Origin of the sequence: Blautia coccoides, assembly GCF_034355335.1 — a bacterium.
In the GTDB taxonomy this organism is placed as follows: Bacteria; Bacillota; Clostridia; order Lachnospirales; family Lachnospiraceae; genus Blautia; species Blautia producta.
The window spans coordinates 5,003,941-5,020,358 of the sequence record NZ_CP136422.1 but is presented as its reverse complement, the minus strand read 5'-3'; the positions used below and the strand labels follow the sequence as shown (position 1 = coordinate 5,020,358).

The 16,418-nt window shown below is 46.1% G+C and carries 15 protein-coding genes; 11 read left to right on the top strand and 4 right to left on the bottom strand.

Going from position 1 to position 16,418, the window contains the following annotated elements:
• Positions 1-38: 38 nt before the first annotated feature.
• Together BLCOC_RS22575 and BLCOC_RS22570 are read right to left on the bottom strand one after the other, a co-directional pair.
• Positions 39-1,241, bottom strand: coding sequence for an ROK family transcriptional regulator (locus tag BLCOC_RS22575; RefSeq protein WP_029467893.1), 1,203 nt, complete (start codon positions 1,239-1,241; stop codon positions 39-41).
• A gap of 11 nt (positions 1,242-1,252) precedes the next feature.
• Positions 1,253-2,272 (bottom strand): LacI family DNA-binding transcriptional regulator, encoded by a 1,020-nt coding sequence (locus BLCOC_RS22570; RefSeq protein WP_029467894.1) that lies wholly within the window; start codon positions 2,270-2,272, stop codon positions 1,253-1,255.
• A gap of 411 nt (positions 2,273-2,683) precedes the next feature.
• Between BLCOC_RS22570 and BLCOC_RS22565 the strand changes: the two genes are divergently transcribed.
• The 10 genes from BLCOC_RS22565 (at position 2,684) to BLCOC_RS22520 (ending at position 13,250) form a co-directional block, all read left to right on the top strand.
• Positions 2,684-3,499 carry a sugar phosphate isomerase/epimerase family protein gene (locus BLCOC_RS22565; RefSeq protein ID WP_165907170.1) on the top strand — a complete coding sequence of 272 codons (816 nt, stop codon included), beginning with the start codon at positions 2,684-2,686 and terminating at the stop codon, positions 3,497-3,499.
• Between the two features lie 19 nt (positions 3,500-3,518).
• A complete protein-coding gene (rbsD, locus tag BLCOC_RS22560) occupies positions 3,519-3,914 on the top strand; it encodes a D-ribose pyranase (protein ID WP_018595686.1) in 396 nt (131 codons plus the stop codon).
• Positions 3,915-3,982: 68 nt separating this feature from the next.
• Complete coding sequence (locus BLCOC_RS22555) at positions 3,983-5,002, top strand: zinc-dependent alcohol dehydrogenase (RefSeq protein ID WP_115623417.1); 1,020 nt, start codon at positions 3,983-3,985, stop codon at positions 5,000-5,002.
• A 44-nt stretch (positions 5,003-5,046) separates the two neighbouring features.
• Positions 5,047-6,441 (top strand): ABC transporter substrate-binding protein, encoded by a 1,395-nt coding sequence (locus BLCOC_RS22550; RefSeq protein WP_115623416.1) that lies wholly within the window; start codon positions 5,047-5,049, stop codon positions 6,439-6,441.
• Between the two features lie 60 nt (positions 6,442-6,501).
• The gene (locus BLCOC_RS22545) at positions 6,502-7,404 is read left to right on the top strand and encodes a carbohydrate ABC transporter permease (protein WP_115623415.1); all 903 of its coding nucleotides are present in this window, start codon (positions 6,502-6,504) and stop codon (positions 7,402-7,404) included.
• 2 nt (positions 7,405-7,406) lie between these two features.
• Positions 7,407-8,270: a carbohydrate ABC transporter permease gene (locus BLCOC_RS22540; RefSeq protein ID WP_018595682.1), complete on the top strand. Its 864-nt coding sequence runs from the start codon at positions 7,407-7,409 to the stop codon at positions 8,268-8,270.
• A gap of 18 nt (positions 8,271-8,288) precedes the next feature.
• A complete protein-coding gene (locus tag BLCOC_RS22535; RefSeq protein WP_029467900.1) occupies positions 8,289-9,131 on the top strand; it encodes a sugar phosphate isomerase/epimerase family protein in 843 nt (280 codons plus the stop codon).
• An 11-nt stretch (positions 9,132-9,142) separates the two neighbouring features.
• Positions 9,143-10,132 (top strand): zinc-dependent alcohol dehydrogenase, encoded by a 990-nt coding sequence (locus tag BLCOC_RS22530; protein ID WP_115623414.1) that lies wholly within the window; start codon positions 9,143-9,145, stop codon positions 10,130-10,132.
• Between the two features lie 43 nt (positions 10,133-10,175).
• Positions 10,176-12,692, top strand: a complete 2,517-nt coding sequence (locus BLCOC_RS22525; RefSeq protein ID WP_115623413.1) for a beta-mannosidase — start codon at positions 10,176-10,178, stop codon at positions 12,690-12,692.
• Positions 12,693-12,701: 9 nt separating this feature from the next.
• The gene (locus BLCOC_RS22520) at positions 12,702-13,250 is read left to right on the top strand and encodes a D-lyxose/D-mannose family sugar isomerase (protein ID WP_115623412.1); all 549 of its coding nucleotides are present in this window, start codon (positions 12,702-12,704) and stop codon (positions 13,248-13,250) included.
• 152 nt (positions 13,251-13,402) lie between these two features.
• Here the strand turns inward: BLCOC_RS22520 and BLCOC_RS22515 are convergent, their stop codons facing one another.
• Positions 13,403-14,275 carry a YitT family protein gene (locus tag BLCOC_RS22515; RefSeq protein ID WP_018595677.1) on the bottom strand — a complete coding sequence of 291 codons (873 nt, stop codon included), beginning with the start codon at positions 14,273-14,275 and terminating at the stop codon, positions 13,403-13,405.
• 193 nt (positions 14,276-14,468) lie between these two features.
• The gene (gene bioB, locus BLCOC_RS22510; protein WP_115623411.1) at positions 14,469-15,431 is read right to left on the bottom strand and encodes a biotin synthase BioB; all 963 of its coding nucleotides are present in this window, start codon (positions 15,429-15,431) and stop codon (positions 14,469-14,471) included.
• Between the two features lie 461 nt (positions 15,432-15,892).
• On the opposite strand from bioB, the gene BLCOC_RS22505 reads away from it, so the two are divergent.
• Positions 15,893-16,330: a rhodanese-like domain-containing protein gene (locus tag BLCOC_RS22505; protein ID WP_029467905.1), complete on the top strand. Its 438-nt coding sequence runs from the start codon at positions 15,893-15,895 to the stop codon at positions 16,328-16,330.
• Positions 16,331-16,418 lie beyond the last annotated feature (88 nt).

Sequence of the window (16,418 nt, the reverse complement as noted above, 5' to 3'; positions counted from 1 at the left end):
AGTCCTGCAGGATGAAAATTGTCCGGCAAGGCTCTTTTTTATTTGGCAGTTCTGTCCGGCAGGGGGATTTTTCCGTCAAATATTCCCTTGAAGATCAGAGAAGCAGACCCTATCAGTGGCGCGTTTTCACCGAATGAGGAGGGATAGAGACGAATATTTTGGAAGCCGTGGTGGAACATGTTGGTATTCATATAAGTTTCCATTTCATCCAGATAGACAGGTGCCAGGGTGGGGGGGATTTCCCCGAATATTATGACCTCCGGATCATAGAGATTTGCAATGGTGATAAGCAGTGTTTTCAGCGCGTACCGGCATTCCCTCAGACGTTTCTGTCTCTTTTCATCTAGTTTATCATCCTGTATCATCTGACGCAGGTTCGTCACAGAATCGGCCCCCATGTCATCTAGAAGCCTGGACACACTGGTGTATGTCTCGATACAGCCCTTCTGTCCGCAGGAGCACTGCGGACCCTGTGGATTGATAGAGATATGTCCGATCTCACCGGCAAATCCAGCGCTGCCGTGCAGCAGTTTTCCGTGTATTATGATCCCCGCTCCAACACCGGAACCAAAGCCTACATAGGCCAGGGTATCTGCCGTTTTTCCCACCCCATAGAATTGTTCCGCAATTGCGCTGGCATTCATATCATTATCCAGATAAACAGGCAGCCGGAACCTCTCTTCCAATAGTTCCCCAATATATAAATTACCGATACTGCAGAAATTAGGAGGATAGAGAATCCTCTTTTGTGTAATATCCAAAGGGCCGATGGACGCGATGCCGATACCCGCAATAAAGCAGTCTCCGTGGGAATGCAGGGCTTTTTCCACCAGTGATACCAAGATCTCAGACAGGGAGACATTGTCTGCGTCCATGGGGAGAGGGCAGAAATCGTGATAAAGAATATTTCCCTGTATTTCCGCGATCATACAGTGCACTTCATAACGTTTCAGCAGTATTCCAATGGCGTTGATCCTCCTGGGGACAATAGAAAGCGCGGAGGGCTTTCTTCCGCTGGCGTCTCCCGTATACCAGGTAGAATCCCGGAAGGGAGAATATTTCCTGTCTTCCACATAGCCGTCAGCAACCAGGTCGTTGATAAGGCCGCTGATGGCCATTTTGGACAGGCCAAGATGGGAGGAAAGTTCTACACGGTTGGAGGCCTCCCCAAGTGCCAGCGCTTTAATAATGGCAGCGCGGTTGCTGGTCCTTAGAAACTGCATGTTTTTTGTGGTTCCCATAAAATATACCTCTATCTCGGCTTTGCCGTACTTTTTCGTATGATCAGATGTGGCTCAAAGCTGATGGTCTGCTTCTCCGTCTCAGGACTGCTGATCTCAAGCAGCGCGCGCCTGGCAGCCTCCTGCCCGATCTTATAGGTGGGTTGGTTTACTGTAGTCAGCGGAACCTCAAGCATATCGGAGAAGTCGATATTGTCAAATCCCACGATGGACATATCATCAGGAATTGACAGGCCTTCCTGCCGCAGACAGTGATAGGCGCCCAGGGCCATCAGATCATTAAACGCAAAAATAGCAGTTGCTTTTGTCTCGTTCAGAATCTGTTTTGTGGCGTCATTTCCGCTGTGCCTCAGATAATCACCGTGGAATACATATTTTTTGGGCAGGGGGATCCCCGCATCACGGTAAGCCCACTCATAACCGGCAAGCCGTTCCTGTGTGCTGTCGGAATTGGCGGGGCCGGTAATACAGGCAATATTTCTGTGCCCCAGACTGAGCAGATGGCTGACAGCGTTATACGCTCCTTTTTTATTGTTCAGCTTGAGAGCGCTGCAGTTGAATGCGGGGTTACAGCGGTCTACCGCTATGATAGGGATCGGTGAGTTATCTATGATGTCTTTGTAGGAACGGATATGTGTCTGGTCAACATTGGATGCCATGGCAAGGATGATAGCGTCCACACCCCGTGATTTCAGCACCTGGATACTCTTTAGATCACGTTCCGGGCGGTCATTGGTATTGCTGAGAATGATATTCCGGTCATGTTTCAGCATTTCATCATCTATTCCCAGGGCAAGATTAGCAAAAAAATGATTGCTGATATCAGGAATAATAAGCCCGATCGTCTTTGTCTCCTGCTTTACCAGTCCCACTGCAAGCTGGTTGGGATAATAGTGCATCTTTTCCGCTGTTTTGAGGATCAGGCTGCGGGTGCTGTCGGATACACGGCATTCTTTTTGATTTAAAACCAGTGAGACGGTAGTTACAGATAGATTTGTTTCTCTTGCGATATCTTTTAGAGTTACTCGCATATATATTCACCTCATAAATACTGGTACACCACTCTGCGCGGTCCTGCGCTGTGCTGTACCAGTGTGCTGTCTGTCTGCTGACTCATGCAGCAGTATACGAAAAACGTGTTTGATCTTTGTATTGCATCCTGATTTTAACATGGGTAAATACTGAATGCAATGTATTGTTCCATATATTGCGGGGATTCGGGGAAATGATAAAGCGTTTTAACATTTAACGGGGAACTTTGCCCTTATTATAGCGGCAAAATGATAGGAAAACAATAGTAAAAAAAGTTTATAAAAAATTAAAGTGCACAAAATAAATAGATAAAAAATTAAAAAAGTGTTGACAATGTAGAAAAAGTGTATATAATGAGACTCATAAATCATGATAAAACGTTTTATCAAAAAGCGAAAGGAAAATGGCTTATGGAGATAGGTTATACGGTTTGGGAATGGGGACTGGAGACAGAAAATGACCTGAAGACAGCACTTAACGACTTAAAAGAGCTGGGCTATCACAATTTTGAGAACTTTATTGGCATGGCTGACCTGTATGAAGGACGTGAGGAGGAATTTAACCGGCTGGTAAAAGATTACGGACTGAAATTTATAGCTCTGTACAACTATATACGTGATATGGATGCGGACAATGTGGAGGAGGCGAAAAAATATCTGGAGTTCTGTAAAAAGACAGGTGCCAAGATCATGAACATACAGGCGCCGGCAAGAGATGGGAAGCCTTCAGAAGAACATCTGCTGAAATTATCGGGGATTCTGGATGAAATAGGGAGGATGGCCCAGGACTATGGTGTGGCTTTATGCCTGCATCCCCATTTTCAGATGACAGTGGAGCAGGAGGATGAAATTGATTTTGTGGCAGAACATACCAATCCTGAGTATGTAAAGTTTTGCTTTGATACTGCCCATACCGTGCTCGCCGGAATTGACTTTCAGAAGTTATTTGAGAAATATAAAGGGAGGATCGGCTGCATTCATCTGAAGGATCAGGACACTGAGGTAGATGTAAAGGACTACAGACAAAAATGGATCCACGAATGGGACAGACATCAGAGATTTTACGAATTGGGTACAAAAGGAATTGATTTTCCTAAAGTTTTGAAGCTGTTGGAGAATACGGGTTATGACGGGTACCTGGTGATCGAGAATGACACACCCACAGTCAGCAACTATGAAGGGGCAAAGACAAACCGGGAGTACGCGGTACGGGTACTCGGCCTGTGAGAATTGGGGGGATAGAGAAGTGCGGAAGGAAGGTATTTTGAACACAGATATCTGCTGTGCCATATCGTCCCTTGGGCATACAGATTATCTGGTGATAGCAGACCCGGGACTTCCCATACCGGATCATGTGACCGTGATTGACATATCACTGGTAAAAGGGGTTCCCGGATTTACGGAAGTGTTTGATGCAGTGACGGGGGAACTGGTTATAGATTCATACATCTACGCGGAGGAAATGGAGTCCTCCGGCGCGGAGCTGCTCAAATATGTGCAGGACAGGCTGGCCGGTGTGCCGGCACAAAAAATCCCCCATGAGGATTTAAAACATATACTTCCAAAAGCAAAAGTGATCATAAGAACCGGTGAATGTACACCATATGCAAACGTTATTTTGGAGGGCGGCGTTAATTTTTAGCTGCTGTTCACAGTTATTGACCCGCGGCAGCGGCGCTGTGAACCGTAACCATTTTAGGAGGAATACAGATGGAAAAAATGTTGGCTGCAGTTTTTGAGGATGTGGGTAAGCTGGAACTGAAAATGGTTCCTGTCCCCAGGATCCAGAGAGAGGACCAAGTATTGGTAGAAGTGGAAGCTGTGAGTATCTGCGGAACAGATGTACATATCACAGCGGTGCCTCCCGGATACGAAGCTGTACCGGAAACCATTCTTGGGCATGAGCTTGTTGGGAAAATAATAGAGAAAGGAGAGGCAGTGGAACATCTGCAGATCGGGGACCGGGTTGTGGTAAACCCCAATGACTACTGCGGAGTATGCCGGTACTGCAGAAAAAATCTTCCCAATCTGTGCGAAAACATTATCCCTCTTGGAATCGACTATCACGGAGCTTTTGCAAAATACTGCCTTATATCAGGCAAGGCAGCCTACAAAATCTCAGAATCGGTATCAGCCGAGGCTGCCGCGTGTACAGAACCGCTGGCCTGCGCAATCAATGGATTTCATAAAGTGCGCATACTTCCCGGTGAGAGCGCAGTGATCATCGGATGCGGACCTATTGGGCTTATGATTGCCATGCTTGCCAAGGCATCCGGAATCGGAAAGCTCTTCCTTCTGGAAGCCGCGCCCTACAGGATTGACTTTGCAAAAAAGCTGGGTCTGGGAGAAGTGATAGATGTCAAAAGCCAGAATGCCAAAGACATTATCATGGAGCAGACAGGGATCGGACCGGATCATGTCTTTGATGTGACAGGCTCCCAGGTGGTACAGGCTGTGGATCTGGTGAGAAAGGGCGGGCACGTTGTACTTTTCGGGGTCAATAAAAAGTCCGTCAGCCAGGTAGCCCAGTGTGAAATTACTACAAAAGAGATAACGGTTCACGGAACCTGGCTTGCCAATGCTACGTTTCCGGAAGCGATCCGTGTACTGGAGGATCATCTGGTGGACATGGAAAAGCTGGTCACAGATGTTATTCCGCTTCAGGAATTAAAGGCAGGGATTGATAAGCTGGCAAAAGGAGAAGCAGTAAAAGTTGTAGTAAAACCTTAACCATTTAAAAACAAATATTGTGAAAATGAAACGGAGGAAAAATAATGAAGAAGAAACTTTTAGCAGCGCTTATGACAGCAGCATTGGCGGCATCCATGACCGCATGCGGGGCACCTCAGGCAGTGAACGAAGATAATAACAGCAAAGACACAGAGCAGGCAGAGGAGCAAAAGGACCAGGACAGCGGTGAAGAGGGCAAGGAAAGTACAGGGGGAAAGACAACCATCACCGTGATCTGCCATCAGTCCAGAAGCAATATCGGTGAGGGTGGATTTACCACAGGCTTCTTTGGTGCTCTTGATACCTGGCAGGAAGAACACCCGGATGTGGAAGTAAAAGTGGAAGAAATGGATCAGACTGCATACCAGACAAAGATAAACTCTCTGGGCGCGTCAGGTGATCTGCCGGACCTGTTTATGATGAAGGGTTCCTGGACTAAAACATTTGTGGATAACGGATGGGTAGCGGATATTACCGCAGAACTGGATGCGGATCAGGATTGGAAGAATGCCTACATAAAGGGCGGATTTGATGCCGCGGTGAGAGACGGAAAGACCTATGGCGTACCCCAGGAAAGTATGTCCACAGGTATGGTGTATTATAACTCTGATATGTGGAAAGAGATCGGTTATGAAACTTTCCCGGAGACATGGGATGAACTGCTGGATGCAGTAGACAAATTTAAAGAAAAAGGAATCACCCCCTTTGTTATGGGAAATAAACCCAACTGGCCCGCAGAGTCCTGTTGGTTAAGCACTCTGGGAGATCGTTTCACAGGACCGGACTGGACACAGTCCATATTGGACGGCTCAGGAGCCAAATTTACGGATGAGGCATTTGTAAAGGCACTGACTGCTTTCCAGGATCTGGCGCAGAGAGGCGCGTTTAATGAAGACATTAACTCCATTGATGACACAGAGCAGAACACAGTTTATTTTAATAAAAAAGCAGCGGCCATCGTTAACGGTACCTGGTTTATCCCCACTATTGACAACTCCGCACCGGAGGATGTAAAGGCAGCTACGAAGCTTGCGATTCTTCCGTCTGTGGAAGGCGGCGCTGAGGACCAGAAGACAGTATCCGGCGGACCGGCCTGGTTTATGTCTCTGAGCAGCAAAGTTACGGACCCTGCAAAGCGTGAGCTGGCTATGGATTTACTGAAAGCCTTGACTGATGAGCGCCAGGCCAATGTGACAGCTTCTATGGGCGGCGTGACAGCATGGGCTGATCCGGAATATGACACAGCCAAAGTTCCGGCATTATTTAATGAATACAATGAAATGATCAAAAATATCACGGCTGTTCCTATTTATGATGCCTGCATGGATGCTTCTGTCATTGAGACTATGAATGTGGGACTCCAGTCCCTGCTGATCGGGGAAAAGACGCCGGAAGAACTGGCAGAAGAGATACAGACAGAACAGGAACTTGCACAGTAAAAGTAAGCGTAAACTCGCGGGGATGTACATCCCCGCGATATTAGAAAAGGGGGTACTGGCTTGAGAAAATCCACGCTGAAGCCCAAAACAAGAATGGCAGTTATCATATGCCTGCTGCCTGCGCTCATTGTATATACCTATGTGGTCATCCTGCCTATCATCAATGCGTTCAATTACAGCTTTTACAATTGGTCGGGGGGTCCGCAGGCAAAATATGTAGGGTGGAAAAATTATCAGATCTTATTAAAAGATACATCCTTCTGGCACGCATTCAGCAATAATATTTGGATCGCCGTTCTGTGCATTGCGGGACAGATCGGAATCGCGTTTATTTTTTCAGCACTGCTGACATCCCGGTTTGTCAAATTTAAGAAACTACACCGGGTGGTGGCGTATTTTCCTGCTACCATATCAGCAGTTGTAGTTGGTTTTACATGGTCATTTATCTTTAACTATGACTATGGCCTTATAAATGTTATTTTAAAGGCCTTGCATCTGGGAAATTTGGCAAAACCCTGGCTGGATAATCCAAACACGATTATCAGCGTTGTCAGTATCCCTTTGATCTGGCAGTATATTGGCTACTACATGGTTATAATCATGGCAGCTATGACATCTATTGATCCCAGTATCTATGAAATGGCAGAGCTTGATGGGGCAACAGGAATACAGAAAGCGGTGAAGATAACACTTCCGCTGATCAAAGGCTCCATTGCAGTAGCCGTTATGTTGTGTATAGCAGGTAATATGAAAATTTTTGACCATATTTACGTTATGACAAACGGAGGACCGGGTACCAGTTCCATGGTAATGGCACTCCAGGTATATAAGACCACGTTTATCAAGAATCAGTTCGGTTACGCCAGTGCCATGTCCATTGGTATTTTGGTGCTGAGTCTGGGACTGGTGGGAATCAGCAGGCTGATCATCACCAGGCCTTGGAGAAAGGAGAGTGATTACTGATCATGGCTGAGTTAAAAAATAATGCAGTTCCCGCAAAAAAGGTTGGAAAAAGTATCGGGAAAGTGATCTGTAATGGATTACTCCTGGTGTTTTCTTTCTCCTGCATCTTCCCGATGGTATGGATATTTTATTCCTCCTTCAAGACGCAGGCCGAATTCACCCAGAGTTCAACGGCACTTCCCCAGGCACTGAACCTGAAAAATTACATATCAGTGTTTACACAGACAAAGCTGGGAATGTATATGCTGAACAGCGCAAGGAATACCATTTTGTCTGTTCTGATCATCATTGTATTTTCTTTCCTGGCCGGGTATGTCCTCTCCAGATACCGCTTCAGAGGGCGGAGCCTCATATATAACTATTTTATCATGGGTATGCTGATCCCTGTACACGCACTGCTTGTTCCCATGTATGTTCAGCTTAGGCAGAGCGGGCTTACAAATCACTGGTATACGCTGCTGTTTCCCTATGTTGCTTTTGGACTTCCCATATCCATTATGCTCATAGAGAGTTACATTGCATCGATTCCAAAAGAGCTGGAGGAGGCAGCTGCCATAGACGGATGCGGCTTTTTCCGATGTCTGTTCCAGATCGTATTTCCGCTGGCTATGCCCATATTGTCCACAGTGGCGATCATACAGTTCTTTGCCGTGTGGAATGAATTTTCATTCTCATTGATCTTAGTAAACAGCGACACGCTGCGGACTGTCCCAGTGGGACTGACAATGTTTAAATCTGCGTATACGGTAGACTATCCCAGATTAATGGCGGGTATCATGACAACCACGCTTCCGGTTATGATCCTGTACTTTGTTTTCAGTAAGAGGATCATAGAGGGTATGGTGGCAGGAGCAGTGAAAGGATAACTTTGGAGGTAAAAAATTATGTATAAGACATTGGCACCGGATTGTATCGGACACAGGGTGGGACTGGAAGAGTCCGCACCTCTGGCTGAGAAGTACGGATTTGACGGAATCTGGTTTAATATAGAGCGTGACGCTCAGATGCCTGTGGAAAAGACAAAAGAAATTTTGGAGAGATACCACTTAAAAGCGGCAGGATTCGGACTTCCTGTTGAATATAGAAAAGACGAAGAGACTTACAGGAAGGATATGGAGAAGCTGGAGGAGTATGTACAGTATGCGGCGGCGTGCGGTATGCACCGCTGTATCACCTGGATCATTCCGGCCAGTGACGAATTAACATATGAAGAAAATTTCAATCTGCACAGGGAAAGGCTGGGAGCGGCTGCCGAGATATTGAAAAAATATGATATCTCTCTGGGACTGGAATTCCTGGGACCGCCCAAATTAAGAGCAGGAAAGAAATATGAATTTATACATACCCTGGACCAGATGTTGGAGCTGTGCCGCGCCATAGGAACCGGAAATATGGGGATATTGATGGATGTCTGGCACTGGGATATGGCAGGACAGACTTTTGAGGATTTTGCCAAATTTCCGGATGAATCCTGGGTGGTGTGTGCCCATATTATGGATGCCCCCGCAGGGATTCCCAGAGAGGAACAGGAGGATGTGGTGAGGGCACTTCCGGGGAGCACCGGGGTCCTCAGGATCGGTGAGTTTTTTGAAGGCTTGAAAAATATGGGCTATACAGGGCCGGTCCTTGCAGAGCCTTTCGTTAAGGAACTGGGGGAGATGGAGTTTGAAAAAGCGGTGGCTGTTGTGAGTGAGGCAATTGATAAAGTCTGGCCCAAAGAGGCATAAGGAGGAAAAAGATGAAATCATTAGTTCTGGGAAATAATCGGGCGTATCTGGAAGACGTGCCAGATCCGGTACCCCATGGAGAATGGGTAGTAGTAAAAGTAGAGTCCACGCCAATCTGCGGAAGTGACAGAAAAGCATTTGTCTCACCTACACCTGTCCGTGATGCCGGGCATGAAGGTGCCGGTGTTGTTGTGGCAGTCAACGGCTCCAACCTTCTGAAGGAGGGGGATAGGGTCATATTAAATCCCCTTTCCGGCTGTGGGCACTGTTCTCTGTGTCTTTCGGGTAATTATATTTATTGTACGGAAAAGCCTCAGTATTTCAGTCATTTTGCTGAATATGTGCTGGTACAGGATTTTGTCTGCACAAAGCTTCCCGATGATATAACATATGATCAGGGTTCACTGGGATGCTGTGCTTTAGGCCCTGCGTTCAGCTCTATTAAAAGGCTGAATGTAAAGGGATTTGATACCATACTCATCACCGGTCTGGGTCCTGTGGGTATGGGCGCCATTGCCGTGTCAAAGTTTTTGGGAGCGCGGGTGATCGCTCTGGACAGTGTTCCATTCCGCAAGAACATGGCAAAGGAAATGGGGGCTGATGTGGTTTTGGACCCAACAGACCCTGATATCAAAGAAAAGATCAGAGAAGCGAAAAAAGATGCACCGCTTATCAAGGCTGTGGATGCTTCTGGCAACGGCAATGCGGAAAGGCTCTGCATTGATATGATGGAGCCAAGGGGCAGTGTGGCATTTATAGGAGAAAACCACAATACAATTCCAATCTGCCCAAGTGATGACTTTATCAGAAAAGGACTTACTCTGATGGGTTCCTGGCATTATAACATGGATGACAGGGAAGAAATGTTTGCCATACTCAGGCGTTCTCCTGTGGTACATAAAATTATTACAGATGTATACGGATTTTCAGATGTACAGGGAGCCTTCGAGAAGTTTATGGGACAGGATACCTGTAAAGTGATCCTGAAACCCTGGGAGTGAGGATGAAGACCTATGGAATAACTATGAATGGGGGAATGATCGTATGTTTGAATTAAAGATGAACGACAACTGGAGAATGCATGAGAGCCTTTTAAGTGTGGAGAAGGACCAGTGGGCTTATGTACATGGACTGGAAGATGGATGGTATAGCTGCAGTCTTCCGGCAGATGTGAGAATGCCGCTGATAGAGAACGGGGTGATCAGGGATCCGGTCTTGGCAGATTACTGCAGGGAATCAGAGTGGATAGAAAAGAGAGCATGGTGGTTTGAACGAACATTTGACGGCTGCAGTGTGGATAAGAATGAAGATATCATTGAGCTTATTTTGGAGGGACTGGATTCCAAAAGCGATATTTTCATTAACGGGCAGTATATTGGAAGCCATTACAGTGTGCACTATCCGTTTGTGTATGATATAAAGGACAAGATCAAAGAGGGAGAAAATGTTATCACAGTCCGGGTGACCAGCGGGCTTGAATCAGTGTCGGACCAGGATCTGTCAGAGCTGAATCATGCTGTATGTCTGGAAACAGACAACGGGGGAAAATATCGTGGTGACGCCAGAAGAGCATTTGTCAGAAGGCCTCAGTATACTGTGGGATGGGACTGGGGTCCCAAAGTGATCACCTGCGGAATCACAGGTGGTGCCAGACTGGAAGGGCATAAGAAGATCGCACTCAGGGAAGTCTGCCTCCACACGGAAGAAATAGGTGAGCAGGCAAAGCTGAAATTAATGCTGAATGTGGAAAATCTGGGATTCATAAGCTCCAGAGACGGAAAATACAAAGTCAGGATAAGCTATGAGGGGGACACTGTCTTTGAACAGATTTATGAAGACAGACTTTTTACATCGGGATATAATTATTTTGAAGAGGAGATTCTGATCCCTCACGCGAAACTTTGGTGGCCAAACGGTTACGGCAGACAGCCATTGTATGAGGTACAGGTTGAAGCGGTATGCGAAGATGCTGTGGAGATATATCCGGTATTTCGCTATGGAATCAGAAAACTGGAGTTAAACACAGATGTACTGAAGGGAAAGGACCGGAAATTCCAGTTTGTCATCAACGGAAAGCCCATCTATTGTAAGGGCGGAAACTGGATTCCAAATGATTTTATTTATGCCAGGGTAACTGATGAAAAATACAGGGTTTTGACAGAGGAAGCGGCAGAGGCCAACTTCAATATGCTGAGGATCTGGGGCGGAGGACTGTATGAGAGGGATATCTTCTATGATCTCTGTGATGAAAAGGGCATTCTGATCTGGCATGATTTTATGTTTGCGTGCTCCACTTATCCGGATCATCATCAATGGTTCCGGGAGGAAATGCGCCGGGAATTTGACTATCAGACAAAACGTCTGCGCAGTCATAGCTGTCTGGGATTATTCTGCGGTACCAACGAAGTGCATTGGCTGTTTAATTCCACAGATAATCCCAAGTGGGGAATTGAATTTACATATGAACATCAGTACGGTATGTATATTGCAAATATCCTCTCCAAAGAAGTCATCCATGCAAACTGTCCCTTTATTCCCTATTGGAATAGTTCACCCTATGGAGGGGAGCTTCCAAACGACGATACCGTAGGCGACATCCATCACTGGCAGCAGGCTTATATGAGCAAAAAGATGGAAGAGCGTATTGAAGCAAAAGATTACGATAAGATCAAGGCCAAGTTTGTGAGTGAATACGGCTATGTAGGGCCGTGCTGTATGGAAACGATCCTGGAATATATGGATGGACAGCCTTTGGACAGGACCAGTGAAGTATGGCAGATGCACAACAATGTCTTTGAAAAAGACACTGTGAATACAGCCATAGAGAAAAACTATGTTGACCACGCGGACAGACTTTCTCTGGAAGATTATATTACTTACGCGGGTATGGTGCATGGTATGATGTACGGATACTCCCTGGAATCCATGCGGTTCAGAGAGCAGTGCTATGGCGGTCTGTTTTGGATGTACAATGACGCATGGGGCGAAGTGGGATGGACCATTATTGACTACTATCTGAGAAGGAAAATCGCTTACTATGGAGTAAAACGTGCCCTGGCCCATCAAAAATTTACTATGCGTGCAGAGGATGGCAGTGTCATATTACAGGGTGCAAACGATACTCCCAAACCATTGTCGGTCACAGCAGAGTTCGGTTATGTATCCTTTGACGGAACTATCAGAGAAACAAGAAAGATCCAATTGGAGACAGAGCCGGGAGAACGTTCCTATCTGCTGCGGGAAGCCCTTCCGGACAGGGATTATAAAAAAGGAACTATCATGCTGTATGTCCTTGATGAAAATATTGACAATATCTGGCTCCGCTTAGATGATATGCGGAATCTGGATTTTGAAAAGAGTCAGGTTATCTGCACAGAGGACCGACAGGAGGGAAATGACAGGATCCTCACCCTTCACTCTGAATCCTTTGCCCACGGCGTACATGTAAAAGGAAATTACAGATGTTCGGATAATTATTTTGACCTTCTTCCGGGAGAGACAAAAACAATAATTGTAAGGGGCGCCAAAGAGACAGCTCTGCAGATGGCTTCTGTAAGATAGGAGAACACCATGAAAAAGACAGAATACGACGAGAAAAGAGCCGGAGTGCTGGATTACTTTGAAAAGGCACATATAGTACTCACAGATGAGGAAAAAGAAAATATCGAAATCGCTGATTTTGGTCTGAATGACATAGAACGCATCGGTCTTCAGCTTGTCACCTATATCAATACAGACAGGTGCTGTGCAAAGGAAATGGTTCTCTTTCCGGGGCAGACATGCCCGGAACACAGCCATGTGCCTATCAGTGCCATAGGATATGAGGGAAAGGAGGAGACTTTCCGCTGTAGATACGGAACTGTCTATCTCTATGTGGAAGGTGAAGCCACCGGGAACAGCAGGGGGAAAATACCTGCAGGCTATGAAGGCACTTACACAGTCCTGCACGAGATAATCCTCCGCCCAGGCCAACAGCATACAATCTATCCTGACACCAGACATTGGTTCCAGGCCGGCCCGGAAGGCGCCGTGATCTCTGAATTCAGTACAACCAGCAGAGACGAATATGATATATTTACTGATAAAAATATAAAAAGGCAGCCCGTTATAGACAACTGAAAACCTTGTAACTGCCCGGCACCCTCACACGGGACTTTCTTCCTAATTAAAAATGCGTAAGATGATAGAAACAATCACCTTACGCATTTTTTTTCGCCGCCTTGCTGCACTGTGGCACTGCCGTATCAGACGTCAGGTACCGTTGCTCCTGATTAGGCTCCGCTTTCTCCGATCTTCAGCATTTCAAAACCTTCCCCATGTACTTCATTCGATTCCAGTACAATGATAAAGGCTTCCGGGTCCGTCTCTTTCACAGCTTTCTGTACAAAGTACATCTGCTTGTTATTACAGGCACACATAACTACCTGCTTCTCATCCATCCGGTATCCGCCTACTCCTTTCAAAATGGTGCTGCCCCTTCCGCAGCATGTATCGATCACCTCTGTGACCTTCTGACCATGTTCTGTCACGATAAGGGTCATCTTCCCCGCGTTAATACCGTAAACCACTTTGTCTACCACAAGGGCAAACAGAAAATTAATGATCATTCCATAGATGATCCCATCCATATCACGAAAAATAATACCGCCCAGCAGAATGATCCCCACATCAGATAAAAAAGCAATCTTTCCCAGGGAAAGATAAGGCTTCAGCGCCTTTACCGCCATGATAATAAAATCAGTTCCGCCTGTTGAGGAGTTCTGCATATAGATAACAGCGTAGCCAAAACCGCCAAGCACACCGGTACAGATGGCTGACAGCATCCGGTTTCCTTCATAGACAGGCAGTAAAGGCGCAAGGTAATCGATCATTACGGAAGAAATGATCATTGCCCGCAGGGAACGGAGAAAAAACTGCCTTCCCAAAAGCCGGAAACAGAGTATGGCCACCGGAATATTCAGCACAATGATGGAGATACCGATAGGGAGCTGGAACAAGCGGTTTAAAATCAGAGCGATACCGGAAAAACCTGTCATAGGGAAATGGGAGGCCACCGCAAAGTTATAAATACCAATGGCAATAAAGACACTGCCCAGCAGTTCCATCCCGATATTTTTCGCAAGTATTTTGTAATTATGTTTCATAAATCAAACCATCCTTTCTGCCTGCAAGGCAGGTCATAATAATATTGTTACGCAGAGTAAGGCAGATTTACCCATAAAATAACAAAAAAAGAGCCTATGCAAACGATTATTATAATCCGCATAAGCTCTTTTACAAAATCCAGTATAGCAGAGAAAAATTAAGATTTCAAGCTCATTTCAAAAAATCCCGTCTTTACTCGTAAAGCCTGATCTCAAATCCCAATTCCTCAGCCAGAAGTCTGTCTTCATTAACTGCAACGCCCCCTGTGGTCAGCATATTCTGCGTGATGGCCCCATTTGCGCCTGACTGAAACACACGCCGTCCCTGGTCTCTCATAAGCCCCCGGCCTCCTGCCATGCGCAGGAGACTGTCTGGCATAAGAAAACGGAACACAGCCGCAGTCCGGCAGACTTCATCCTCATCCAGAGGCACACGATGCGCCAGAGGAGTACCGGGAATCGGGTTTAAAACATTGACAGGCACAGAACGGATATGCAGCTTTTGCAGTGTAATGGCCATATCAATTCTGTCCTCCATGGTTTCCCCAAGACCTATAATGCCCCCGCTGCATACTGTGAGGCCCACCTCCTGAGCATCTAAAATAGCCTGTATTTTGTCATCGTATGTATGTGTGGTGCAGATTTGAGGGAAGAAGCGGCGGGAGGTTTCCAGATTGTTGTGATAGCGGACCACACCGGCACTTTTCAGCATCTCAAATTGTTTTTTGGAGAGGAGTCCCATGGAGGCACACAGAGATATACCACAGGTTTCTTTTATCTTCCGAAAACTCTCGCAGACCTGTTCCACTTCTCTGTCACTCAGACGTTTTCCTGATGTTACAATGGAGAAGCGCAGGATGCCGTTTGCTGCATTGGCCTCTGCCTCCCGAACGATTTCATGGGAATCAAGAAGAGGATAAACAGCGGTATCTGCGGAATAATGGACAGATTGGGCGCAGTATTTACAATCCTCCGGACATTTTCCGCTTTTGCCGTTGATGATAGAGCACATATCAAAAGCATTCCCGCAGAAATGCCGGCGTATCCGGTCTGCCGCCTGACAGAGCGGCTCCAAGTCTGCAGAGGAAAGGCGTATTGCCTCTTCTTTGGTGAGAGTGCCTCCGTTTAAAACTTTTTCCATTAACATTGTAATCATTTTGATACCTCGTTTTTGTTTTTTTACTGGGTCAGATTTGATAATACTATAAAATACAAAGAAGATAATGTCAACTTATTTTTAATAAAAAGTTTACAATTTGCGTTTTCTATTTTGCGGTTAAGAAGACTTTTCGGCTGTCCGGCTGGCTTTTGTTTTGCTGGGTACCGGCAGACCGCAGTTGTGTGCAGTGCGGTCACTTATGTTATTGTTATTTCACAGCTCTGCAAAAACCGCAGTCTGGCGCGTGGCTGCCTCGGGATTGCCTTGCAAATGCAAGGCAACACCTCGCGGGACAGTGGAAGGCTGAACTGTTACCGTTATTTCACTTTAGAGAAAATAGAACTTGACAAATCAAACTGAAATAATTATAATTACAGTATAACTGTAATAGAAAAAAGTACAGAATGTATAATCTGCTGAAAATATAGAATCCTATAAAGCAGAGGAAAGGGAACCATATGAAGAAAAATAAGAAATGGCTCTTTGCCGTTATAGCGGCAGGTGTATTGACGGCAGCCTTGTCTGCATGCGGACAGGACAAGACCGGACAGGATACAAAAGCAGCACAGGAGGACACAGTGAAAGCAGAATATAAAAAGATCACGGCAGAAGAAGCAAAAGAGCGGATGGACAAGGATGATAAAGTGGTGATCCTGGATGTCCGCACAGAGGAGGAATATCAGGAAGGCCATGTGCCCGGAGCAATTGTGATCCCAAATGAGACCATCAGCAGCGAACCTTTGGAGGAACTGCCTGATATGGACCAGGAAATACTGGTATACTGCAGAAGCGGCAACCGCAGCGCACAGGCTGCGAAAAAGCTCGCAGAGGCGGGATATACTCAGGTCTATGATTTCGGAGGTATCATTGACTGGCCTTATGATACAGAAAAATAAGATTATATGGATATGAGACAGCTTGAGGTTTTAAGTCAGAAGAATTTATACGGTCGCCTCGGTAGATGCTCTAATATGCTGAATGGTT